Origin of the sequence: Nannocystis pusilla (genome assembly GCF_026626665.1) — a bacterium.
GTDB classification, from domain to species: domain Bacteria; phylum Myxococcota_A; class Polyangia; order Nannocystales; family Nannocystaceae; genus Nannocystis; species Nannocystis pusilla.
Genome location: NZ_JAPNKE010000002.1, coordinates 5137734 through 5158645, shown reverse-complemented (window position 1 = coordinate 5158645; position 20912 = coordinate 5137734). Strand labels below are relative to the sequence as shown.

Genomic DNA, 20912 nt, shown 5'->3' with positions numbered 1-20912 from the left:
GGGGATGGAGCGCGAATTCGAACTGGTGCGCGGGGAGGCGAGCGAGGCGGCGTGGGACGAGCTCACCGCGGCGCTGGAGGCCCGGCGGGCGGCCGGCGAGGACCTCGCGGCGTGGGCCGAGGCGCTGGCCCCCGCGCTGGCGCGCTGGCCCGATTCGGTGCCGCGGCTGTTGCCTTTGCAATGGACGTATCGCCTGGCGGCGCGCGGCAGCCTGCCGGAGGCGGCGCTGGTGAACGCGCTGCTGCTCAGCGATCGCTGGGCGATGACTCATTTCGAGGAGTTCCGGCCGCTGACGCAGCGCAAAGACGACGCGCACGACATCCTCGGCGACGAATACGACGACGTGGTCCCCGACGCGCGCACGGAGCAGGAGCGGGTGTTTCAGGCGCGGGAGCTCGGCGCGCTCCGCAGCCTCGACGTGGCGTTCTTCTCCGACGACAACCCCTATTCGCCGGGGCCGATGGTCTGGCTCGAGAGCCCGGCGCTGCTGCTGGCGGCGCCGTTCCTCGCGGGGCTGCACGCGCTGAACCTGTCGCACGCGCTGGCGAGCTGGGACGATCCGGCGGCGGCGCTGATCGAGCTGCTGCGCCGCGCGCCGGCGCTGCGGCGCATCGATCTGTCGCACAACGAGCTCGGGGAAGCGGTGCTGATCAAGCTGGCGGGGTGTCCGGAGGCGCGGCAGCTGCGGCGGATCGTCCTCACCGGCAACGGGTCGGGGGAGGCGTCGCGCCAGGCGTTCGCCGCGGCGGGGCTGCGGGGGGCGGTCGAGGACCTCGACGACGACGACTGCGACGTGAGTGAGGATGGCATGGGCTGACGCGCACCCACGAGGGATGAAACTGGGTCGCGGGCGCGGGTATAATTGCCCGCACATCGGCACCGAGGACGCCGTGCGCCATGGTGCAGGGTAAGCCCGTGAGTGAGTCTGTCCCCGAGATCTCGAGAGCACCCTTGAGTGTCGCAAGGCGCCCGTTTTGGGGCGCTGAAGCACGTTTGGTAGATTTCTACCGTCCGAGATCTCACGCCGATGCCTCATGGAGGAGGTTGTCATGCAGGTCCTTCACATCAGTTGTGCGGGTCTCGACGTCCACAAGGACATCATCGTCGCTTGCCGCCGCGTCGCTCGCGGCAAGAACACCACCAAGGAGGTAGAGAGCTTCGGCTCCACGACCCGCGAGTTGCTCAGGCTCTCCGCGTGGCTCGAGGAGACGGGGACGACACACGTCGTGATGGAGTCGACGGGCGTGTTCTGGAAGCCGGTCTGGAACATCCTCGGCGACCAGTTCGAGCTCATCCTGGCGAACCCGCGCCACGTCAAGAACGTGCCGGGGCGCAAGACGGACGTGAAAGACGCGGAGTGGCTCGCCGACCTGCTCGCGCATGGGCTCGTCGAGGCGAGCTTCGTCCCGGACGCCCCGATCGCCGGGCTGCGGGATCTGACGCGGACGGCCAAGCAGCTGACCCGTGAGCGAGTTCAACACGTGCAGCGGATCCAGAAGCACCTCCAGGCCGCCAACGTCCGCCTCGACTCGGTGCTCTCCGACATCATGGGCAAGAGCGGCCGGCGGATCATCGACGCGATCGTCGGCGGACAGACCGAGCCTCGCAAACTCGCGGCCCTCGCCAGGGGGGTCAAGGCGACGCCAGAGCAGCTCGCGGAGGCTCTCGAGGGGCGAGTCAGTCTTGCGACCCGGAAGCTGATCCGTACTCACCTCAGCATCATCGATGCCCTCGAGCGGACGCTGGCGGACCTCGAGAAAGATATCGACGAGGCGTTGCTCCCTTTCGCTGAGGCTGTCGCGCTCCTGAAGACCATCCCGGGTCTGGGCGACGGCACCGCGCGGGTCGTCGTCGCGGAGGTCGGCGCCGACATGAGCCGCTTCAAGACGCCGGGTCACCTCGTGTCATGGGCGGGCTTGTGCCCGCGCATGGACGAGCGCCGGCAAGCGGCGCTCGACGAAGATCCGCGACGGCAACAAGTGGCTCAAGTCGGCGCTGTGCCAGGCCGCCTGGGCGGGGGTCCGGTGCAAGAAGCGCGGCTACCTCCACGCCCAGTTCTGGCGGCTTCGTGCCCGACGTGGACCAGGAAAGGCCATCATCGCAGTCGCCGCGTCCATCCTCACGGCCGTCCACGCCATCCTGTCGACGCGGTGCCGGTTCCGCGACCTCGGCAACAACTTCTTCGAGCGCAAGGACCAGACCCACACCGTCGCCAAACTCACCAAACGCCTGGCCAGCCTGGGTTATGAGGTCGAGCTCCGGCCGGCCGCATGACCCCGACGACCGGACGTCCCTCCGAGCGAAGGCCAGTTTCTTGGTAGGATGGCGAGGACGATGCGTGATCGAAGCGCCTCGGCGTGAGGATGCGCTGATGCGCGAGGCGGCGACGATGATCACGGGCGTCAGGACGAGGCCCGGGACCCGAGCTGCAGAAGACCGTCGCCGCCGAGACGCCGCTCGGCCGCCTCGGCGAGCGGGAGGACGTCGCGGGCGCGGTGGTGCTGCTGCTCGCGCCCGAGAGCCGCTGGATCACCGGCCAGCGCGCCGAGGTCACCGGCAGCTATCGGCTGTGAGCGCAGCGGGGCGGCGGGCTCGTGCGACGATCGCTGCCCGGCGCGAGTCGAGAGGTCTTCGTGGTCGGTCCGATCGGGGCGTCGCTCGGGGTCGCCATCACGCAGTCGCGAGCTCGGCGCGCACGCGCATCAGCGCTTCGCCGAGCAGGTTCTTGCCGCGCCACTGGCCGGGGTCGTGGATCCGCGGGTCGTCGGCGCGCAGACCGACGCCCCACAAGCGGTCGAGCGGGCTGGCCTCGACGAGCAGCTTGTCGCCGGTGGCCAGCAGAGCGGCGCGCAGGTCCGGGTTCTGCGTGAACTTCGCCCGATTGCCGCGCACCACGATCTCGAGGCACTCGCGGTCCCACACCGCCTGCACGAAGCCGGCGACCTCGCGCCCGAGAGCCTTGTGCTGTTTGGGCGAGTCGGTGGCGAGGATCTTGGCGCGGGTGGCCTCGTCGCCGAACAGCCGCGCTTTCTCGGCCATCATGAACTGCTCGGCGCAGCCGTAGGTCACGTCGTCGACCTCGAACCGCGACGGAGTCCACTGGCCGAACGCGGACGGCGGCTGCCAGAACAGCACCATCGTCCGGGTCTCGATCACCTGCGAGCCGTCGAAGTCGTCGTGTCGCATGCGCGGCGACCATAGCAGCGACGTTCGCGCGAGGTCGAGGTCACGGCGTGGTGCCGCGAGCTACGGGAGGAAGCTCATCTCGCTCGCCGCCGCTCGTGATGCGCGGCGAAGGGTGCTGCCACGGGCGTTGCGTCCTCGCTTTCGCTCGCGCGAAGGACGCCGCAATTTTTCTCGCGGGTCCGGCTACTCCGCCCGGCATGAACACAGCCTTCCTTTCTTGCGCTCGCGCTTCCTGATCGCCGGAGTGTTCGCACTCACGGCGTGCCCCGCCGGAGAGCCGATGAGCACCGACACCGACGCCACGGCGGGCACCGACGCCACGGCGGGCAGCGACGCCACGACCGATGCGACGAACGCTGGACCGACGTCGACCACGGAGATGACTGCGCCGACCTCGACGGACGGAGCTACCGAGGCCACGACCGACGGCGACACCGACGCGACCACCGAGGATACCGACTCCGCCACCGGCGACCTGCCGCCCGAGCTCGACGCGGCGTGCGAGTCGCTGTGCGAGAAGTTCATCGAGTGTGATTGGGAGCCGCAGTACCGCGACGTCGCCTCCTGCAAGCTCGACTGCGCGAGCAACACCCCCGGCGGCATGTGCATCGCGCCGTCGGTCGCGCTCTACCAGTGCGTCGGCGGGCTGACGTGCGAGGAGCTGGAGGCCGAGGAGTGGCCCTCCTGCGCCGCGGAGGAGGACGCGCTCCCGGAGGCGTGCGGGGAGCCGGACTGCCAGAACCTCGGCTCGAGCGCGGGCCCGGACTCGTGCTCGTACGGCTACGCGTGCCCGAACGCGCCGGCGCAGGAGATCGCGTGCGAGGGCGACACGTGCACCTGCCTCGTCGACGGCGAGGCGATGGGCACGTGCGGCGCGCCCGAAGGGTTCTGCGACCTCGAGCCGTACGAGAAGGCGGACATCGCGTTCGAGTGCTGCGGCTTCGAGTTCTGAAGCCCGACCGCTTCGAGGCGGGCGATTCGCGTGACGGCGTGCGTCCGCCGTGCCCTATACGAGACCTGCCGAGCGAGAGCTCTGCAGCGCTGTTCGAGATCGAGCATCGTGGTTCGCGCGGGCCCTGCGGCCCGGAGCAGCGATGACATGGGCCGCTGATCCACGTCGTCAGCGGGCCCTTGTCATGCGGTGCGGCTCAGGTCTCGGCCATGGTGCGGATGTGCTGCACGAGACCGGGGTGGGCGGCGGCCGCGGCCTGCAGGGTCTCTTCGGCGGTGCCGAAGGTGCGGCTCGCGTCGAGGGTGCGCACCCACGCCTGCATCGCCGCGGAGGCCTCGAAGGGGCCGCGCAATTGCCGTTGTCGCCGACGCCGATCGGCTCGACGCCGGAGGCGATGAGCCAGGCGAAGTCGATCAGGTCGCGACCGAGCACGGCCACCTCGCCGTCGCGGCCGAGCTTGACGACGGGAGCGCGGTCGACGTCGACGTCTCCCACCAGGTGCAGCGCATACTGACCGCCGGCGCCGTCTTGCACGAAGGTGAAGAACTCCTCGTCGGCGATGGGCTTTCGCATCCAGTCCGACGGCCGGTACTCCTGGTTGTACTGCTCGTAGAACTCGAGGTCGCTCACGGTGCAGCGCCCGTTCATGACCCAGTCGGTGAGCTGTTCGACGAGAGAGGGAAAGGCTTTCATGCTTCGCCGATAGCACGGCCCGTGACGCCGTCGTTGGGTCACGGGTATCTTTTTCGGGGACAGCCGTGCGTGCGTCTGGCTGGATCGGGACGGTCGACGAGGTGTGTCCATGGAACACATGGCGATCGTACCGACGGAAGCGGCAATGAGGACCACGTCGACATCGGCCCGAACCGGACCTGACGTGATTGCCGATCAAGAGCGCCTGGGTCGTGACCGTGCCCGCGCAGATCGATGATGCCGCCCTCGTAGCAACCGAAGATGGTAGTGCTGCGGCTTCGAGTTCCGAGACGCCGCGCGCGGGCTATCGGGCCTCGCGCAGCTCGGCGCGGAGCTGCATGAGCAATTGACCGAGGCGGTTCTTGCCGCTGCCGTCGCCGCCGTCGCCCCAATAGGCGTCGTTGGCAGTGTGCTCGACGAGGCGTGCGTCGCCGGTGCCGAGCAGGAGCTCGCGCAGATCGGCGTGCTGGGTGAACTTGGCGCGCAGGGCGTCGAGCATGACCCGCTCCTTGACCGACTCCCAGTCGCGCCGCAGCGGTCGCTTGCGATCGCGGCCCATCTCGGCCGCGAGCTTGGGCTTCTTGGCGCGACGGATGTCCTCCTCGTGCGACGTGCCGGCGAACTTCTGCGCCTGAAAGTAGTGCTCGCTGGTCGGCCACTTCTTGCCGCCGAGCTTGATCGGGAACGGGGCGAAGTTGGACAGCTCGCCGTACGGATCGGCGGGCAGGTAGAACTCGATCGCGTCGGGCATGGCGTGGTGGAAGGATCGCCGAGACCGAGGCGCGGCGCCAGGCCGGAGCGTGAGCGGTCGTGAGCTGGCCGGAGGGACATGTAACCGATGCCGGTCGCCGTCGGCGGCACCGAGGGTGACCTGTCCCGAGAGGCATGCGCCGTGACCCGGCTTGGCGGGCGGGACGAGCCGGCGTATCCTCGCGGTCGTCATGCCCGAATTGACGCCGAGGGACATCGCCGCGCTCGAGGAGCGCCGGCAGGCCGAATGCACCGTGGCGGCCGCGCTCGTGTCGGAGCCGATCGCCGGCGGCTTCATGTCGGTCAGCGGGGTGGGCTCGTGGACCAATCAGGCCTGCGGGCTCGGCCTGGCCGGGCCGGTCGAGGCGGCGGAGGTCGATCGACTGGTCGAGTTCTACGCGAGCCGCCGCATCGAGCCGAAGATCGAGGTGAGCGCGTTCGCCGACGAGACGCTGCTCGCCGGGCTGGCGGCGCGAGGGTTCGTGCTGCGCGAGTTCGAGGCGGTGCTGGCCCGGCCGCTGGCCCCTGGCGAGGAATTCGCGCCGTCGCAGGGCTGGCCGCCCGGCATTACCTTCGTCCGCGTCGATCCGCGGGACGCGGCCCAGGTCGAGGTCTTCATCGACGCGTCGACCTGCGGGTTCCGCCCCGAGGACTCGCCGGTGCCGCCGGAGCTGGCGGACGCGTCGCGCCGGATGATCGCGCAGGCGCGCACGGAGTGCTTCCTGGCGCTCGACGGCGAGGTCGCGGTCGGCGGCGGCACGCTCGACGTCGGCGAGGGAGTGGCGGCGCTGCTCGGGACGTCGGTGCGCGCGAGCCACCGCGGGCGCGGCATCCAGCAGGCGCTGATCGCCCTGCGGCTGCGCGCGGCCCAGGACCGCGGCTGCGCGGTGGTGTGCATCCATTCGCGCCCGGGCATCCCGACCGAGCGCAACGCGGCGCGCATGGGGTTCGCGCTGGTCTATCACAAGGTGGCGCTGGTGCGGCCGGGGCCGGGGCTGGCGGCGTCGCCGTGAGCGCGCGGGAGTTCGAGAGCCTGCTGGGCGACCGGATCCGCCTGACCCGCGGGTTCTTCGCGCCGGCGCGCGCGGCGGAGCTGATGGCGACGCTGCTGCGCGAGACGCCGTGGCTGGCGGTGCGCTACGAGAACGAGGGGCGTCCGCGCGAGCTGCCGCGGCTGACCGTCAACTACGGCGAGCGGTCCTATGATTATTCAGGGCTGGTGTTCACGCCGCTGCCGTGGACGCCGCTGCTGGCCGAGCTGCGCGCGCAGGCGGAGGCGCAGGCGGAGACGCGCTTCAACGCGCTGATCGTGCAGCTGTACCGCGACGGCGAGGACGCGGTGAACTGGCACGCCGACGACAGCCCGGGCGTGGGCCAGGACCCGATCATCGCGTCGCTGTCGTTCGGGGCGACGCGCACGTTCCTGGTCCGGCCGAAGGGCGGCTCCGAGCCGAGCCTGACGCTGGAGCTGCAGGCGGGCGACCTGCTGGTGATGCGCGGGGACCTGCAGCACACGCACCAGCACAAGGTGCCGCGCGAGCCGGAGGTGACGGGGCCGCGGATCAACCTGACCTTTCGGACATTGTCGGGTCCGGCGCCGCAACCGGCGGTGGCGCACGCGAGCCGGGTGGTGCGCTGGCCCGACGACGGCGACAAGTGAGCGCTGCGTTCGGCCTGGCCTTTCGGACATTGTCCGGTCCGGCGCCGCAGCCGGCGGTGGCGCACGCGAGCCGGGTGGTGCGCTGGCCGGACGACGACGGGTGAGCGCGGCGTTCGGCCTGGCCTTTCGGACATGATATGAACCGTTGCCAGCGGTGGCCCACGCAGGCCGGGTGGTGCGCTGGGCGACGGCGCCGTGACCATCTTTTCATGTCGGAAGAGGCTCGGGGCCCGACGAGGGCGTCATCCAGGCCGCGGGCCTGGCGGTCCTCGGCTGCCGAGCGCGGCGAGGATCATGGCATGTCCCCGGGGACATGTTTTTTCATGCGCCCCGTGGCCGAGCGGATCACGATAATCGGGGTCACCTCGGGGCATGTCCCTCGGGACAGGCTCATATCGCGATCGGCGCGGCGAGCGGCAAGGAGATGACGAGGGCGGCGCCGCGGCCCGGGAGGCGCCGACGTGGATCGTGCCGCCGTGGGCGTCGACGATCCGGCGGGCGATCGCCAGGCCGAGGCCGGAGCCGCCGCGGCGGCGGGCCGGGTCGGCGGTGTAGAACTGCTCGAACACGTGGGGCCGGTCGGTGTCGGCGATGCCGGGGCCCTGGTCGCGGACGACGACCTCGACGCGATGGCCGCGGCGCCGGGCGACGACCTCGATGACGCCGCCGCGCGGGGAGAACTTGAGGGCGTTGTCGAGGACGCACAGCAGGGCCTGGGCGATCCGCTCGGGGTCGATGGAGACGGTGAGCTCCTCGTCGAGGTCGACGACGAGCGAGACGCCGCGGTCGAGCGCGCGGCCCTCGACGGCCCGGGTGGCCCGCTCGAGGACCGCGCGCAGCGGGGAGTCGACGCACGCCAGCCGGGTCGAGCCGGCCTCGAGGTGCCCGAGGTCGAGGAGGTCCTGGATCAGGGTGCGCAGGCGCGTGGTCTCGTCGACGGCGGTGCGCAAGAACCGGGTGCGCAGCTCGGGGTCGTCGCCGGCGCCGCCGTCGAGCGCCTGCAAGGTGACGTGGAGGTTGGAGACCGGGGTGCGCAGCTCGTGCGAGGCGTTGGCGAGGAAGGACCGCCGCTCGCCCTCGAGCGCGGTGAGCCGCTCGGCCATGCGGTTGAGCTCGGCCGCGAGGTCGCCGAGCTCGTCGGGGCGGGCGATCGCCAGCCGGGTGCCGAACTCGCCGCGGCCGAGCGCGACCGCGAAGTCGCGCATCTGCTGGATGGGCCACGCCAGGCCGCGCGCGAACCAGGCGACGAAGCCGGCGCCGACGGCGAGGATGACGGCCAGCGCGGCCAGCACGCTGACGACGGTCGCCCGCGTGTGCGCCTGCAGCTGGGCGAGCGAGCGCGACATGCGGACGACGCCGAGCTGGCGGTCGCCGCGGACGATCGGGACCGCGTGGTAGATGCGGTCCTGGACGTCGACGAGGCCGGGCGCGATGCCGGTGACGGCCCGCCCGGCGAGCGCCTCGGCCATGCCGGGGACGGCCGGCCAGACGATGGCGTGCTCGGCCGGCTCGTGCTGCGAGGTGGCGAGCAGGCGGCCGTCCGGGGCGATCACCCGCAAGGCGATGTCGTCGGGCGCGCCGTAGCGCTCGACGAGGACGCGCAGGCGCACGAGGTCGCCCTGCTCGAGCAGGTCGCCGGCGGTCTGGGCGATCGCGTGGGTGCGCGCGCCGAGGTCGGTGTCGGCCGAGGCGAGGTAGAAGCGCTCGAACGACCACAACACGACCGACACCAGCGCGCCGGCGCACAGCACCAGCAGGCCTAGCGTGGTGACGAACAGGCGCTGGCGGACGTTGAGCCGCCCGAAGCGGTGCTGCGCGCGGGGAGTGGCGGGCATGCGTGCTCGCGGGCTCAGGACGGCAGGTCGTAGCGGAAGCCGATGCCGGGGACGGTGATGACGAGGCGCGGCTGCGAGGGGTCCTCCTCGATCTTCTCGCGCAGGCAACGGATGTGCACCGCGAGCAAGGTGTGGCCGTCGGGCGCGCCGGGGCCCCAGGTGCGCTCGATGAGCTCGGTGCGCGTGACGACGCGGCCGGGGTAGGAGAGGAGGATCCGCAGCAGCGCGTACTCGGCGGCGGAGGTGGTGATCGGCCGGCCGCGCACCAGGACGGTGGCGCTGTCGAGGTCGACGACGACGCGGCCGCCGTCGAGGCGCCCGCGCGCCTGCGGCCGCTCGTGCGCGGCGATCCGCGGGATCGGGGCCTGGCGCAGCAGCTCCTCCATGCGCTGGACGAGCATGCGATCCTCGTCGAGGAGCCGCTGGGCGCTGGCCCGCCGCCGCAGCACGGCGCCGACCCGCGCGATCAGCTCGGGGGTGTCGAAGGGCTTGGTGACGTAGTCGTCGGCGCCGACGGTGAGGCCGTCGACCTTGTCCTGGCCGCGGTCGCGGGCGGTGAGCATGACGACGGGGACGTCCGAGACGGCCCGCAGGCGGCGGCAGACCTCCATGCCGTCGATCCCGGGCAGCATGAGGTCGAGGATGACGACGTCGGGGAGGCGGTCGCGCGTCTGCTCGAGCGCGCTGGCGCCGTCCTCGGCGGTCGTGACGCTGTAGCCCTCGCGCGTGAGCGCATAGCTGAGGCTGGCGCGCAGCGGCTCTTCGTCGTCGACTATGAGGACTCGCGGCATATGAGGGGCATAGGCGGCTCGCGCACCCGCGCAAGGTGAGGTATGCGCGTTCGGCCGGGCTCGGCGCGGAGAGACGGCCGTTCGGGGCCATTTCGGTCGAGGTCGACGCCGTGTGCGAACTGCGCGGGGGCTTGGCGTTAGAAGCGCACCGGTCACTCGACCGGCTCGTCGAAGTGGACGGCCCAGTTGTGGAGGGCGTAGCCGTGGCGGCTGACCGTGGCGTCGGAGTCGCGCAGGTTGCCGCGCGCGCCGGTGGTGGGGCCGCCCCACACGCCGGGGGTGCCGGTGGCGGCGTAGCGGACGCGCTGGTTGCCGCCGACCGGCTCGGCGGCGAGGGTGAGCTGGACCGTGGCGGGCCCGACCAGCGCGACCGCGGCGATCGCCGGCGGGGCGCCGCTGGTGTCGGTGAACTCGAAGCCGTAGTTGCCGGGGTTGGTGACGAGGACCTCGTCGAGCACGAGCGGCGGGACGGGCACGTCGAACTCGACGGTGACGACGGCGCCTTCGCGGGTGATCGAGCGCGGGGCCAGCGGTCGCCACGGCAGGCCGTCGATCAGCACGCTGCGATAGGCCTTGGCGTAGTACTCGCCGAGCCAGCGCGAGCCGTCGCCGGTGAGGTGGACGCCGTCGACGTAGGGCAGCATGTACTTGGGGCCGACGACGAAGATCCGGTCGGGCCGGGCCCGCGCGGCCGCCGCTGCTCGCCGGGGATCCGCGAGACGCTGCTGCCGTACATGGTCCAGCTCGACATCTGGCACAGGAACATCGGCACCGGGAGGGATTGGCCGGTGATCGCCTGCACGTCGGCCTCGTAGTCGCTCTGCCAGGCCAGCAGGTCCTCGGCGTAGGCCAGGTTGCCGCCGAGGTGGTCGCTCTCGCCGTGGATGATGGCGACCGCCCGCACCGCGTAGGCCTCGCCGCTCATGGCGGCCAGGACCGCGCCGGCGGTCACCTGGGCCAGGCCGTTGGCGTACGGCCCGGTGCCCTTCTTGAGCGCGCTGTAGGGCTGACCGCCGACGCCGTGGGCCGAGGCGAGGATCTCGTGGGCGGCGCCGCGATCCTGCTCGAGCTGGCTGACGAGGTTGGCGAGGCCGGAGGCGATGGTCTCGCCCTCGCCGCCGTTCCAGGTCTCGACCAGCGGGATGAAGCTGGTGAGGCCGACGCCGCCGGCCCGCACGCCGGTGTTGAAGGAGACGTTGGTGAACGGCTGCTCCGTGCTGACGACCACCGAGCCGGAGCCAGTCGACAGGCTCTGGCCGCTGATGAGCAGGTGGTGCAGGCCGACGCCGACGCACTGGCCGTAGACGCACGGCTGTCCCGAAGGACAGGGAGTGTCGCAGCCGCCGCAGTGGGCCTCGTCGTTGCCGGCGTCGACGCAGACCTCGCCGCACAGGGTCTGGGCGGCGCCGCAGTCGGGGGCGCACGCGCCGGCGACGCAGGCGACGTTGTCGGGGCAGGCGTGGCCGCACTCGCCGCAGTGGGCCGGGTCGACTTCGACGTCGACGCAGGCGCCGTCGCAGACCTGCGAGCCGGCGCCGCAGGCGACGCTGCACTGGCCTTCGAGACAGGCGAGGCCCGGGTCGCACGGCTGGTCGCAGCCGCCGCAGTGGGCCGGGTCGTGGGCCAGGTCGACGCAGGCGTCGCCGCAGACCGCCAGCGGCGCGGTGCAGCCGCCCGCGCCGGTCGGATCGTCGGAGCTCGTCGCGGCCTGTGTCGGCTCGCCGGTGGCCGCCGCGGTGGCGCTGCCGGTCGAGCCGGTGCCGTCTTCGCTGGTGGCGCCGGGGGCGGAGGAGCAGGCGCACAGGAGCGCGAACAGGAGCAGTGGGCGGGCGGGCACGGCCCACGATCGATCAGGTCGGCCGGCGGGCGCAAGCCGAGCGCGGGCGGGCGCGGGCGCGCGACGGTGTATGTCTCAAGGGACATGTCATGGGGGCCATCCGGACCGCGGGCCCCGGGACCCCGGAGCGCGCGCGCGGAGGCGTGCGCGGGGTTGCAGTTTGCAGACGCTCCTCGAGGTCTCGGCACGAGTTGACAAAAGATGATCCAAGTGTCAAAGTGTCTGCATGGCGCCGACCATGACGGAGGACGAGGCGGCCGCGCGCCGGTCGAAGGTCCTGCTCGCCGCGCGGTGGTGCTTCCTCAACTTCGGCTTCGCCAAGACGTCGTTCGAGGACATCGCCAGGCGCGCGAACCTGTCGCGCACGCTGCTCTACCGGATCTTCAAGGACAAGGAAGACATCTACCGGGCCGTGTTCGTCGACTGGCTGGTGTCGCGGCACCCCGCGGCGAGGCAGGCGACGAAGGGACCGGGCGGCGCGTACGAACGCCTGCTCGCGGTGTGCAAGGTGATGGTGCTGGAGCCCTGGTCCGACATGGTCGGCGCGCCGATGGGCGGCGAGTTCTTCGACGTGTGCGAGCGACTGGACCCGGCCACCGACGCGGAGCACCGCAAGGTGGCGCTGGAGTGCGTGGCGGCGATCCTGGGCGACGAGGAGAGCGCCGAGGTGTTCCTGCTCTCCCTCGACGGGCTGCTCGCCGATCAGCCGACGAGCGCGGCGCTCGAACGACGGTTGCAGATCCTCGCGGGGCGATTCGTACCGCCGGCGAAGGCGAAGGGCAGGCGGACGTGAACGAGTTCGAGCGAGAGGAGGGCTCCGTACGAGCCGCCCGGCCTCGATTGTCGTTCGCGGAGATCGAGCGCATCTCAGGGGTCCGCGACGCGCCGTAATCTCCGGTCGACAGGGCTCACGATCGAAGAAGAGTCGCTGCAAATGCGGTGACGACGACGATTGACTCATCGCATCGGTGATGACCACACATTGAAGAGAGGTCTTTCGATGAAGCTCATCGTTTTTGGCGCGTCCGGCATGGTCGGCGCGGGTGTCCTGCGCGAGGCGCTCGCGGACCCCGAGGTGGAGTCGGTGCTCAGCATCGGACGGCGATCGTGCGGCGTCGAGCACCCGAAGCTGCGCGAGCTGCTGATGCCCGATCTGTTCGACCTCGCCGCAGTCGAGGATCGACTCGTCGGCTACGACGCCTGCATCTGGGCCGTCGGTGTCAGCTCGGTGGGCATGAGCGAGGCGGCCTATGCCAGGGTGACCGAGGCGCTGACGCTGGTGTGGGCGCGCGCTGCTGCGGCTGAACCCGGAGCTCTCCTTCTGCTACTGCTCGGCAGGCGGGGCCGGCGGGCGTTCGATGTGGGCGCGCGTTCGCCAGCGCGTCGAGGGGTCGCTGCAGTCGATGCCGTTTCGCCACGCCGGCGCAGTCCGCCCGGGCTTCATCCGGCCCGGCCCAGGCATTCGCAGCCGCACGCGCCTCTATCAGGCGGGGCTCGTCCTCCTGAGGCCGGTCTTCCCGCTCTTCTCGTGGCTCGTGCGGGTCTTCCCGTTCCTGTTCACGACCTCCGAGGTCCTCGGCCGGGCGATGCTTCGCGTGGTCGAAGGACGGGCCGATCGGTTCATCCTCGAGATGGTCGACATCAACAGGGTCGGGGCGTGAGTCCGGTGAATCGCTCGTCGCGCGTCGCCAAGCTCGGCGTCGTCGCGCTGGTGCTCGTCGCGCTGGTCGGCGCCTGGCACTTCGGGGTCTTCGCGCGGGTGGCCGAACCGAAGGTCCTGGCCGCGACGCTGGTCGAGATGGGAGCGTGGGGCTACCTCGCGTTCGTCCTCGCGTACACGCTGCTGCAGCCGTTCGGCGTGCCGGGGACGATCTTCATCGTCGCGGCGCCGCTGATCTGGCCGTGGCGGACGGCCTTCGCGCTGTCGATGCTCGGGACGATGGGCGCGAGCGTCGTCGGCTTCTCGTTCGCGCGCTTCGTCGCAAGGGACTGGGTCGCGGCGCGTCCCGGCCCGGCTCCGCAAGTACGAAGGATCGCTCGAGCGGAGCGCGTTCCAGACGGTCGTGTTCCTGCGGCTGATCCTGTGGATGCCGCAGGCGCTCCACTTCTTCCTCGGCGTGTCGAAGGTGGGGTTCTGGACCCACTTCTGGGGCTCGCTCGTCGGTTACGTGCCGCCGCTGCTCCTGGTGAGCTACCTCGGCGGCGAGATGTTCGACGCGTCGGGGCGGATCCTGCCCGCCGCGTGGCCGATCCTCGCCGGCCTGCTTTTGGCTTCGCTGCTCGTCACGGCGTTCGTCCGAGTCCGCGCGCGCCGTCGTTCCCGGGCGGGCCCCGCGACGCGCAGCGCGACGTCCGGGAGCTCCCGTAAGCCCGGCGAAGCAAGCGATGGACCCGAAGCTCGCGGCCGACCTGTGGACGCTGAGCGAGAGGCTGTGCGCCGAAGCCACGGCCCGCGCGGCGTGACGGGCGATCGCTCGCGCGAGCCGACCTCGCGCTCGCGCGCCCGGGCTCCGACACGACGGACGTGACGGGCAGCGGTCGCGCCGGTGCGAGTCGACCTCGGCCCGTGCTCCGACAGGATCGCGCCGGACATGGCACTGGCGGCCATCCGGGGCGCCGGCCCCGGGGCCGCCGGAGCGCGCGCGCGTGGGCGTGCGCGTACGTGCGCGCGCTTCGGGGCGCCCCGTCCGCAGTTTGCAGGCGATTTCCGAGGCGTCGCCGGGCGCTGCGGCGAGCGGCGGCCAATCGTCGATCGCCCGCCGGCGGCGGCGGCACGTCCCACGCTCCCGCTTATGCAACCACGAGAGTTCGTGAACACGAAGAAGATCGAGGCGATCGGGAACAGCGTCGTGCGCGCGGAGCCGGACGCGGCGGTCCTGCGGCTCGGCGTGACCACGCAGGCCGAAGAGCCGGCCGAGGCGGTGCAGCAGAACGCCGATCGCATGGCCAAGGTGATCGCGGCGGTGAAGAAGCAGAAGATCCCCGAGTCGGCGATCCAGACCGCGGAGCTGCAGCTCGAGTCGGTGACGAAGTGGGACGAGGACGCGCAGACCGAGATCCTGGTCGGCTACCGGGCCACCAACGTGATCACCGTGACGACGCCGATCGACAAGGCGGTGGGCGTCTACGACGCCAGCGTGGCGGCCGGGGTCAACACCGCCAGCGGGCTGCGCTATGTCGTCGACGACGACAAGAAGTACCGCCGCGAGGGGCTGGCGCAGGCGACCAAGATGGCGATCGACGAGATCCACACGGTCGCCAAGGCGCTCGGGACCAAGCTCGACGGGCCGCTGATGGCGGAGGTGATGGAGGTCGTGCCGCCGCCGCTCATCGAGTACCAGTTCGCCGCGGCCGACAAGATCGGGGCGGCCACGCCGATCATCCCGGGCCGGGTCGAGATCACCTCGCGCGTGCGCGTGGTCTACGAGATCAAGGCGACTTGACCGGCTGCTTGCACGCGCCCTGCAGCTCCTCGAGCATGCGCTTGCACGCATCGGCGAGGTCGGTGTCCTTGGACTCCGTGCGCATGTGCTTGAGCCAGGCGGCCTCGCCCGCGGGGAAGCGGCGGCGGCCGCTCATGATCTCGGGCTTCAGCTGCGGCTCGCAGGCGACGTAGCGGTTCATGTACGCGTCGCAGGCGGGGAGGCCGATCCGCAGGTCCTTCTGCGGCTGTCCCGAAGTTCCTGCCCGATCGGGCATGTCCGAAGGGACCTCTCCCGGAGGATCGTCGGCCGGCGGCTCGACGCCGCCCGGGGCCGCGGCGGGCGGTGTCATGTCCGAAGGGGCAGGTTCCTCGTCCTTCGCGATGTTGTCCGCCGGCGGCTCGGCGGGGGCGATCAGCGGGGTCACGGTGGGGCCGGTGGCCTCGGGGGCGCAGCCGGCGAGGGCGACGAGGACGATCGCGAGCGTGCGCACGCGGCGAGGATAGCTCACGGCGCGGGCGGGCGCGCGGCCGCGTGTTCGCGCAGCGAGGTCATCAGTTCGCCCCACCACAGGCCGATGCCGCGGAGGAACGCCGGCACCGGCTGGCCGTGGCGGACGGGGTGGTCGGGGCGGATGTCGGTCCAGCCGCGGTGCTGGACGCGGACCAGGGTGCCGTCGCCGCTGGGGGTGAACTCGACCTCGACCTCGGTCGACTCGCCGGGGGCGAAGTTGTTCGCGCGCCACGCGAACACCAGGCGGGTCGGTGGTTCCCACACCAGCACGCGGCCGGTCTCGACCACGCGGGTGCCGTCCTCCGTGGTGAACGACTCGAACAGGCGGCCGCCGGCCTGCGGCTCGAGGTGGATGATCCCGCGGTGCTTGCCGGCCACCCGGTACTTGCTCCCGCGGCGCCACCATTGATCGATCTCCTCCGTGAAGATCTCGAACGCCAGCGCCGGCGGTACCGCCACCGACACCGACACGTTGGCCGCGTCGCCGCGCAGCTGCGTGCTCATGCTTTTCTCCCGCGGGCCCGGCGTTCGGCGTGGGCCTTGAATGCTTGCAGTTGGTCGGCCCAGAACGCCTCGACCTCGTCGAGCCAGCCGCGCAGGTCGGCGAATGGTTCGCGCTCGAGGCGGTACACGCGGACGCGGGCGTCGTCGTCCTGGGCGTCCTCGCGGACCAGCCCGGCCTTGCGCAGCACCCGGAGGTGGCGGCTCATGGCCGGGCGGGTCATGTCGAGCGCTTCGGCGATCTCGCTGGCGCGGCGGGGGGCGCGGCGCAGGAGGTCGACGACGCCGCGGCGCGTCGGGTCGGCGAGCGCCGCGAGGGTGCGGTCGAGGTCAGCTGCCACTCGGCCTCGCGTCGCGCACGCGGTGCATGAACCACCACTGGTGGCCTTCGGGGTCGAGCGCGCCGTAGCTGCGGTCGGACCAGTAGTCCTCGCCGTAGTCCTCGGTGCTCGGCTCGCGGAACACCTGGGCGCCGTTGGCCCGCGCGCGGGCGCAGTGGGCGTCGACGTCGTCGACGAAGACGCACAGCGTCTGGGTGTTGCCGCCGGCGACCGAGCGCGGGCTGATGTGCTTCTGCTGGTAGCCCTCGCGGCCGGGGTCGCGCCGCCTGGTGCCGCCGACCATGACGAGGCCCTCGCCGAACACCAGCTCCGAGTGGACGATGTCTCCGTCCTCGCCCTCGACCTTGAGGCGGACCTCGAAGCCGAACGCGCGGCACAGCCAGTCGATGGCGGCGGCGGGGTCTTCGTAAAAGATGGAGGAGGAGATGCGGGGCCATCCGGCCGGCGTGCTCTTCATGAGGTGCTCCGTTGGTTGCGGGTTCGTGAAATAGTTAACCCGAGAGAGAACCATTGTCAAGCGCGTGAACTCCAGGGCAAGGATGCCCTGGAGTTCACGCAGGGGGGCGAATCACTTGGCGGGGGCGGGCCCGGCGAGGGCCTCGTCGAAGCGCTTGACGTAGGCGGCCTGGGCCTTGGCCTTGGCCGGCGCGTCCTCGGCGACCGGCTCGATCACGGCCGCCAGCGCCTTGAACAGGGCCCGGCGCTCGCTGCCGGACGGGGTGCCGGCGATCCGGCGCAGCAGCTCGACGACGGCGGCGAAGTGGGCCGCGTGGCGGTCGACCGCCTTGGTGATGTCGCCGAGGCGCGTGCGCAGCAGCGCCGCGTTCTTGGGGTCCTCGGGACCTGTACTTTCGGCCAGGTCGACGATCAGCGCGTGGGCGATCCCCGACGGGTCGCCCTTGACCGGGTCGAGCTGCAGCAGCAGCGCCGCGCCGCGCGGGCCGGTCTGGGCCTGGGCCGCGTTCTTGGCCTTGGCCTTGGCCTGGGCCTGCTTGAGCTGCGGCTGCAGCCTGGCGGTGTCGGCGGCCCCGCGCGCGGCCGCGGCGGCGAGGCGACCGAAGCGGAGCTCGAGCTCGGTGAGCGGGCGGGCGATCGCCGGGCCGCCCTCGCTCGCGGCCAGCACCGCGGCCAGATCGGCCTGGGTGACCGGGGCGTCGTCGGGGCTGATGAGCAGGTCCTGCACGCCCTGCAGCTCGCGCACGAGGTCGCGGGCGCGGGCGTGGACCTCGTCGCCGCGCACGACCTCGTCGACGCCGCTGCCGGCGAGCAGGCGGAATTGGTACGGCGACGGCTGGCCGCGGCGCAGCAGGCCCCACACCTCGGCGCGGGCCTGCTCGTGGCGCAGGCGCGGCTCGTCGGGATCGCCGCCGCGCTGGATCACCGCGTGCTCGAGGCGCAGCACGTTGGCCGGCGCGTCGTAGCCTCCCGGTTGCCCGGGGTGATCGCGGAAGTAGCCGAGGTCGTAGACCATGCGGGTGTCGCCGGCGGCGCGCAGCTGCTCCGACAGGCGCCCGAGCGGCGAGCCGCTCTCGGCGCTGATCCACAGGGCCGCGACCTTGTCGCCGCGCTCGACCTCGTGGACGATCGCCAGCTCGCCGAGCCGCTTGGAGGCGGCGTCGAGCAGCGGCGGCGTGAGTCGGTCGAGCTCGGGCTTGCCTGCCCCGCCCGGCTGGGCCGCGGCCTGCTCGAACTGCCCCGCGAGGTCGGCGTAGCTGCCCCTGGGCGCCGGCTTGCCGGTCGGGGCGGCGCTGCTCGGGCCGGCCCCGCCGCCCGCGTCGGGGGCGCTCGTGGTCGACTTTTCACATGCCCCGAGAGACAGGGCCAAAAGGGCAGACAATAAGCCGCGCGAAGCGGCGGGGGATCGGCGCATGCGGGCGACTATGCCACACGCCCGGGGCGCGGTGACGCGCGCATGCACGCGCGGCCGCGGGCTATAGTGCCGCGATGATGCGTGGCCGTACCTCGTTGCTCTTGTCCGTGCTCCTGCCCTGCGTCGCCTGCGGCGACGACACCACCGCGACCACCGAGTCGATCTCGACCACCGACGCCGGGACGAGCACGACCGACGACGCGACCACCGGCGCGCCGACCACCGAGGCGCCGACCACGGGGGCGCCGACCACCAGCGCAGTGAGCGACAGCGAGACCGGCACGACGACGACGGGTGAGACGACGACGACGACCGGTGAGACGACGACGACGACGACCGGCGAGACGACGACGACCGATCCGAGCACGACCGCGGAGACGAGCTCGAGCACCACCGAGGACACAACCTCGACCACGGACACCGGCACCACCGGCGGCCTGTGCGACGACGGGCCCGACGGCGACGGGGACGGCGTGCCGGACGCGTGCGACGCGTGCCAGGACGGCGACGACGCGCTCGACGGCGACGGCGACGGGATCGCCGACGCGTGCGACGTCTGTCCCGACGACGCCGCGAACGACAGCGACATGGACGGCGTGTGCGACGGCGTGGACCTCTGTCTCGCCGGGCCCGACGACGTCGACGTCGACGACGACGGGACCCCCGACGCGTGTGACGACGAGGTCGACCTCGGCATCGACACCCCGATCGACGACTACGACGTGGCGGCCGACGGGGCGCTGGTGGTCGTGCGCGGCGACGCGGGCGCGCTCAAGGTGACGTGCTGGAACGGCGACGGCACGGTGCGCCGGCCGGAGTTCACGGCCGGCAGCTACGACGCCGGCCAGGGGCTGGGGGCGAAGGCGGAGATCCACATCGCCCGCGAGGCGCAGAAGGTGCTGGTGACGTGGTTCGACGCCGGCGGCAACCCGGCCAACCACCGCATCGCGTACTCGCTGCTGTCGAACGAGTGCCAGCCGATCGTCACCGGCGAGACGGCGCTCGCCCTGGCCGAGGGCTACTTCGAGTTCCACAACGCGGCGATCGACGCCGCCGGCAACAGCGTGATCACGGCCTCGCCGAACCAGACCCTGATCAATTTCGTCGACGGCGACGGGCTGGCGGGCGCGCAGCAGGAGGCGTTCGACATCGACGCCTCCTACGGCGACCACGTGGCGGTCAACCAGGCCACGGGCGAGGGCATCGTCGCCGCGCAGAAGCACAGCGGCAACGGGATCTACTACCGCCGCTTCAAGGCCGGCGGCGCCGGCTGGATCGACGCCGGGCCGGTGCAGCTGCCCGTCAACTATCACTACTGGTACGACGGCTACACGGTGGGCATGAACGACCAGAGCGAGTTCGTGTTCCTGTGGCGCTCGGGCGGCACGACCCTCGACATGCGGTTCTTCGCGGCCGACGGCACGGACGTGGCCGACGTCCAGCGGACCACGATCGACTTCGAGGGCTGGGACGGCGGACACTGCTATGATTCGTTCCGCCGCCGCCACCAGGAGGTCCCGGTGCGCGGCGACGACTTCGTGCTCGGCGAGGTCTACAACTGGATCACGCCGCAGCAGAACCGCGTGGTCCACCACTTCGCGTACACGCCGCTCGGCGAGCTGCTGGGCGAGGGCGAGACCGACGTGAACCTCGACGAGGGCCTGACGATCCGCGTCGACGGGGCCGGGCGCAGCTTCCTGCGCGGGCCGAGCGGGATCGTGGTGCGCGCCGACTACCCGTGAGCGCGGCTCAGGCGGCGTGGGTGGCCGGCCCGGCGGCGGCGAACACGTCGAGGAGGGCGCGGTTGAACGCGGGGATGTCGTCCGGCTTGCGGCTGGTGACGAGGCCGCGGTCGAGCACGACCTCCTCGTCGACCCAGGTGGCGCCGGCGTTGCGGAGGTCGCTGCGCAGCGACGGCCACGAGGTCAGCTTGCGCCCGCGCACCCCGCCCGACTCGATCAACGGCCACGGCCCGTGGCAGATGGCGGCGATCGGCTTGTCGCTGGCGACGAAGTGACGGATGAACTTGATCGCGGCCTCGTCGATGCGCAGCTTGTCGGGGTTGATGACGCCGCCCGGCAGCAGCAGGGCGTCGAAGTCGGCCGCCTTGGCGTCGCTCAGCTCGAGGTCGACGGGGAACCAGTCGCCCCAGTCCTTGAACTCCCACCCGCGCACGCGCTTCGACTCCGGCGAGACCAGCACGGTCTCCGCGCCGGCGGCGTCGAGCGCCTCGCGCGGCTTGACCAACTCGACCTGCTCGAACCCCGAGGCGACCAGGATCGCGACCTTCTTGCCCTGCAGCGGTGTGGAACCCATTTTGAAAAGTTTCTCCCGACCATGGCATGCGCCAGTTCCGGCGATGCGCAACCTCGCGGGCGCGGCGCGGCGAGCTCGGCCGTTACCGATGAATCGTCATGGCCGCGGCGGTTCGGCGCCGCGGGACGTCGACGCGCGAGACCTCGCTGCAGGGCAGCTCCGGCGAGCTCGACGATGGCGCGGGCGAGCGGCGATGGCGTGCGGGGGGCCCGACGCGGCCGGCGAACTCACGGGGCGTTGTCGCC

General features: G+C 71.8%; 20 protein-coding genes and 4 pseudogenes. 11 read left to right on the top strand and 13 right to left on the bottom strand.

The window, feature by feature from the left end:
* Nucleotides 1-4: 4 nt before the first annotated feature.
* The 3 genes and pseudogenes from OV079_RS22815 to OV079_RS58390 all read left to right on the top strand — a co-directional run.
* Entirely contained in the window at nt 5-817 is an 813-nt protein-coding gene (locus OV079_RS22815) for a hypothetical protein (protein ID WP_267770970.1), read from the top strand.
* Nucleotides 818-1049: 232 nt separating this feature from the next.
* A pseudogene (locus OV079_RS22810) lies at nt 1050-2274 on the top strand (IS110 family RNA-guided transposase).
* Between the two features lie 149 nt (nt 2275-2423).
* Nucleotides 2424-2573, top strand: a pseudogene (locus OV079_RS58390) (SDR family oxidoreductase); the annotation flags it as partial.
* Between the two features lie 97 nt (nt 2574-2670).
* Here OV079_RS58390 and OV079_RS22805 read toward each other — a convergent pair.
* Nucleotides 2671-3186 (bottom strand): NADAR family protein, encoded by a 516-nt coding sequence (locus OV079_RS22805; protein ID WP_267770969.1) that lies wholly within the window; start codon nt 3184-3186, stop codon nt 2671-2673.
* 280 nt (nt 3187-3466) lie between these two features.
* On the opposite strand from OV079_RS22805, the gene OV079_RS22800 reads away from it, so the two are divergent.
* A complete protein-coding gene (locus OV079_RS22800) occupies nt 3467-4138 on the top strand; it encodes a hypothetical protein (protein ID WP_267770968.1) in 672 nt (223 codons plus the stop codon).
* 168 nt (nt 4139-4306) lie between these two features.
* Here the strand turns inward: OV079_RS22800 and OV079_RS22795 are convergent, their stop codons facing one another.
* Together OV079_RS22795 and OV079_RS22790 are read right to left on the bottom strand one after the other, a co-directional pair.
* Entirely contained in the window at nt 4307-4831 is a 525-nt protein-coding gene (locus OV079_RS22795) for a hypothetical protein (protein ID WP_267770967.1), read from the bottom strand.
* A gap of 304 nt (nt 4832-5135) precedes the next feature.
* Entirely contained in the window at nt 5136-5582 is a 447-nt protein-coding gene (locus OV079_RS22790; RefSeq protein WP_267770966.1) for an NADAR family protein, read from the bottom strand.
* Nucleotides 5583-5772: 190 nt separating this feature from the next.
* On the opposite strand from OV079_RS22790, the gene OV079_RS22785 reads away from it, so the two are divergent.
* Both OV079_RS22785 and OV079_RS22780 read left to right on the top strand, forming a co-directional pair.
* Complete coding sequence (locus tag OV079_RS22785; RefSeq protein WP_267770965.1) at nt 5773-6594, top strand: GNAT family N-acetyltransferase; 822 nt, start codon at nt 5773-5775, stop codon at nt 6592-6594.
* Nucleotides 6591-7241: an alpha-ketoglutarate-dependent dioxygenase AlkB family protein gene (locus OV079_RS22780; protein WP_267770964.1), complete on the top strand. Its 651-nt coding sequence runs from the start codon at nt 6591-6593 to the stop codon at nt 7239-7241. Before OV079_RS22785 ends, OV079_RS22780 begins: the two co-directional genes overlap by 4 nt.
* A 242-nt stretch (nt 7242-7483) precedes the next feature.
* On the opposite strand, the gene OV079_RS22775 is transcribed toward OV079_RS22780, so the two are convergent.
* From OV079_RS22775 to OV079_RS22760, 4 genes are all read right to left on the bottom strand, one after another.
* Entirely contained in the window at nt 7484-9076 is a 1593-nt protein-coding gene (locus OV079_RS22775; protein ID WP_267770963.1) for a sensor histidine kinase, read from the bottom strand.
* A 14-nt stretch (nt 9077-9090) separates the two neighbouring features.
* Nucleotides 9091-9867 (bottom strand): response regulator transcription factor, encoded by a 777-nt coding sequence (locus OV079_RS22770; RefSeq protein ID WP_267770962.1) that lies wholly within the window; start codon nt 9865-9867, stop codon nt 9091-9093.
* Nucleotides 9868-10019: 152 nt separating this feature from the next.
* Nucleotides 10020-10511, bottom strand: coding sequence for a hypothetical protein (locus OV079_RS22765; RefSeq protein ID WP_267770961.1), 492 nt, complete (start codon nt 10509-10511; stop codon nt 10020-10022).
* Nucleotides 10421-11704, bottom strand: coding sequence for an MXAN_6577-like cysteine-rich protein (locus OV079_RS22760; protein WP_267770960.1), 1284 nt, complete (start codon nt 11702-11704; stop codon nt 10421-10423). Before OV079_RS22760 ends, OV079_RS22765 begins: the two co-directional genes overlap by 91 nt.
* A gap of 226 nt (nt 11705-11930) precedes the next feature.
* On the opposite strand from OV079_RS22760, the gene OV079_RS22755 reads away from it, so the two are divergent.
* From OV079_RS22755 to OV079_RS22745, 4 genes and pseudogenes are all read left to right on the top strand, one after another.
* Entirely contained in the window at nt 11931-12497 is a 567-nt protein-coding gene (locus tag OV079_RS22755; RefSeq protein WP_267770959.1) for a TetR/AcrR family transcriptional regulator, read from the top strand.
* Nucleotides 12498-12704: 207 nt separating this feature from the next.
* Nucleotides 12705-13365, top strand: a pseudogene (locus tag OV079_RS58385) (NAD-dependent epimerase/dehydratase family protein).
* Between the two features lie 393 nt (nt 13366-13758).
* A pseudogene (locus OV079_RS58380) lies at nt 13759-14232 on the top strand (hypothetical protein); the annotation flags it as partial.
* 264 nt (nt 14233-14496) lie between these two features.
* The gene (locus tag OV079_RS22745; protein WP_267770958.1) at nt 14497-15147 is read left to right on the top strand and encodes an SIMPL domain-containing protein; all 651 of its coding nucleotides are present in this window, start codon (nt 14497-14499) and stop codon (nt 15145-15147) included.
* On the opposite strand, the gene OV079_RS22740 is transcribed toward OV079_RS22745, so the two are convergent.
* From OV079_RS22740 to OV079_RS22720, 5 genes are all read right to left on the bottom strand, one after another.
* Nucleotides 15134-15619, bottom strand: coding sequence for a hypothetical protein (locus OV079_RS22740; protein WP_267770957.1), 486 nt, complete (start codon nt 15617-15619; stop codon nt 15134-15136). The genes OV079_RS22745 and OV079_RS22740 overlap by 14 nt on opposite strands.
* Nucleotides 15620-15633: 14 nt before the next feature.
* Nucleotides 15634-16143, bottom strand: coding sequence for an SRPBCC domain-containing protein (locus OV079_RS22735; RefSeq protein ID WP_267770956.1), 510 nt, complete (start codon nt 16141-16143; stop codon nt 15634-15636).
* Nucleotides 16140-16481: an ArsR/SmtB family transcription factor gene (locus OV079_RS22730; RefSeq protein WP_267709449.1), complete on the bottom strand. Its 342-nt coding sequence runs from the start codon at nt 16479-16481 to the stop codon at nt 16140-16142. Before OV079_RS22730 ends, OV079_RS22735 begins: the two co-directional genes overlap by 4 nt.
* Nucleotides 16471-16938 (bottom strand): VOC family protein, encoded by a 468-nt coding sequence (locus OV079_RS22725; RefSeq protein WP_267770955.1) that lies wholly within the window; start codon nt 16936-16938, stop codon nt 16471-16473. The genes OV079_RS22730 and OV079_RS22725 overlap by 11 nt, the downstream gene beginning before the upstream one ends.
* A 111-nt stretch (nt 16939-17049) precedes the next feature.
* A complete protein-coding gene (locus OV079_RS22720; RefSeq protein WP_267770954.1) occupies nt 17050-18306 on the bottom strand; it encodes a hypothetical protein in 1257 nt (418 codons plus the stop codon).
* Nucleotides 18307-18425: 119 nt separating this feature from the next.
* On the opposite strand from OV079_RS22720, the gene OV079_RS22715 reads away from it, so the two are divergent.
* Nucleotides 18426-20093, top strand: a complete 1668-nt coding sequence (locus OV079_RS22715) for a hypothetical protein (protein ID WP_267770953.1) — start codon at nt 18426-18428, stop codon at nt 20091-20093.
* A 7-nt stretch (nt 20094-20100) separates the two neighbouring features.
* Here the strand turns inward: OV079_RS22715 and OV079_RS22710 are convergent, their stop codons facing one another.
* Nucleotides 20101-20667, bottom strand: a complete 567-nt coding sequence (locus OV079_RS22710; RefSeq protein WP_267770952.1) for a type 1 glutamine amidotransferase domain-containing protein — start codon at nt 20665-20667, stop codon at nt 20101-20103.
* Between the last annotated feature and the right edge of the window lie 245 nt (nt 20668-20912).

Bases quoted from the DNA above. Each gene is read 5' to 3' on its own strand.
- OV079_RS22745 (WP_267770958.1), top strand. From the start codon at position 14,497: ATGCAACCACGAGAGTTCGTGAACACGAAGAAGATCGAGGCGATCGGG.
- OV079_RS22795 (WP_267770967.1), bottom strand. From the start codon at position 4,831: ATGAAAGCCTTTCCCTCTCTCGTCGAACAGCTCACCGACTGGGTCATG.
- OV079_RS22790 (WP_267770966.1), bottom strand. From the start codon at position 5,582: ATGCCCGACGCGATCGAGTTCTACCTGCCCGCCGATCCGTACGGCGAG.
- OV079_RS22710 (WP_267770952.1), bottom strand. From the start codon at position 20,667: ATGGGTTCCACACCGCTGCAGGGCAAGAAGGTCGCGATCCTGGTCGCC.
- OV079_RS22815 (WP_267770970.1), top strand. From the start codon at position 5: ATGGAGCGCGAATTCGAACTGGTGCGCGGGGAGGCGAGCGAGGCGGCG.
- OV079_RS22770 (WP_267770962.1), bottom strand. From the start codon at position 9,867: ATGCCGCGAGTCCTCATAGTCGACGACGAAGAGCCGCTGCGCGCCAGC.
- OV079_RS22755 (WP_267770959.1), top strand. From the start codon at position 11,931: ATGGCGCCGACCATGACGGAGGACGAGGCGGCCGCGCGCCGGTCGAAG.
- OV079_RS22785 (WP_267770965.1), top strand. From the start codon at position 5,773: ATGCCCGAATTGACGCCGAGGGACATCGCCGCGCTCGAGGAGCGCCGG.
- OV079_RS22715 (WP_267770953.1), top strand. From the start codon at position 18,426: ATGATGCGTGGCCGTACCTCGTTGCTCTTGTCCGTGCTCCTGCCCTGC.
- OV079_RS22735 (WP_267770956.1), bottom strand. From the start codon at position 16,143: ATGAGCACGCAGCTGCGCGGCGACGCGGCCAACGTGTCGGTGTCGGTG.
- OV079_RS22725 (WP_267770955.1), bottom strand. From the start codon at position 16,938: ATGAAGAGCACGCCGGCCGGATGGCCCCGCATCTCCTCCTCCATCTTT.
- OV079_RS22800 (WP_267770968.1), top strand. From the start codon at position 3,467: ATGAGCACCGACACCGACGCCACGGCGGGCACCGACGCCACGGCGGGC.
- OV079_RS22775 (WP_267770963.1), bottom strand. From the start codon at position 9,076: ATGCCCGCCACTCCCCGCGCGCAGCACCGCTTCGGGCGGCTCAACGTC.
- OV079_RS22805 (WP_267770969.1), bottom strand. From the start codon at position 3,186: ATGCGACACGACGACTTCGACGGCTCGCAGGTGATCGAGACCCGGACG.
- OV079_RS22765 (WP_267770961.1), bottom strand. From the start codon at position 10,511: ATGCTGCCCTACGTCGACGGCGTCCACCTCACCGGCGACGGCTCGCGC.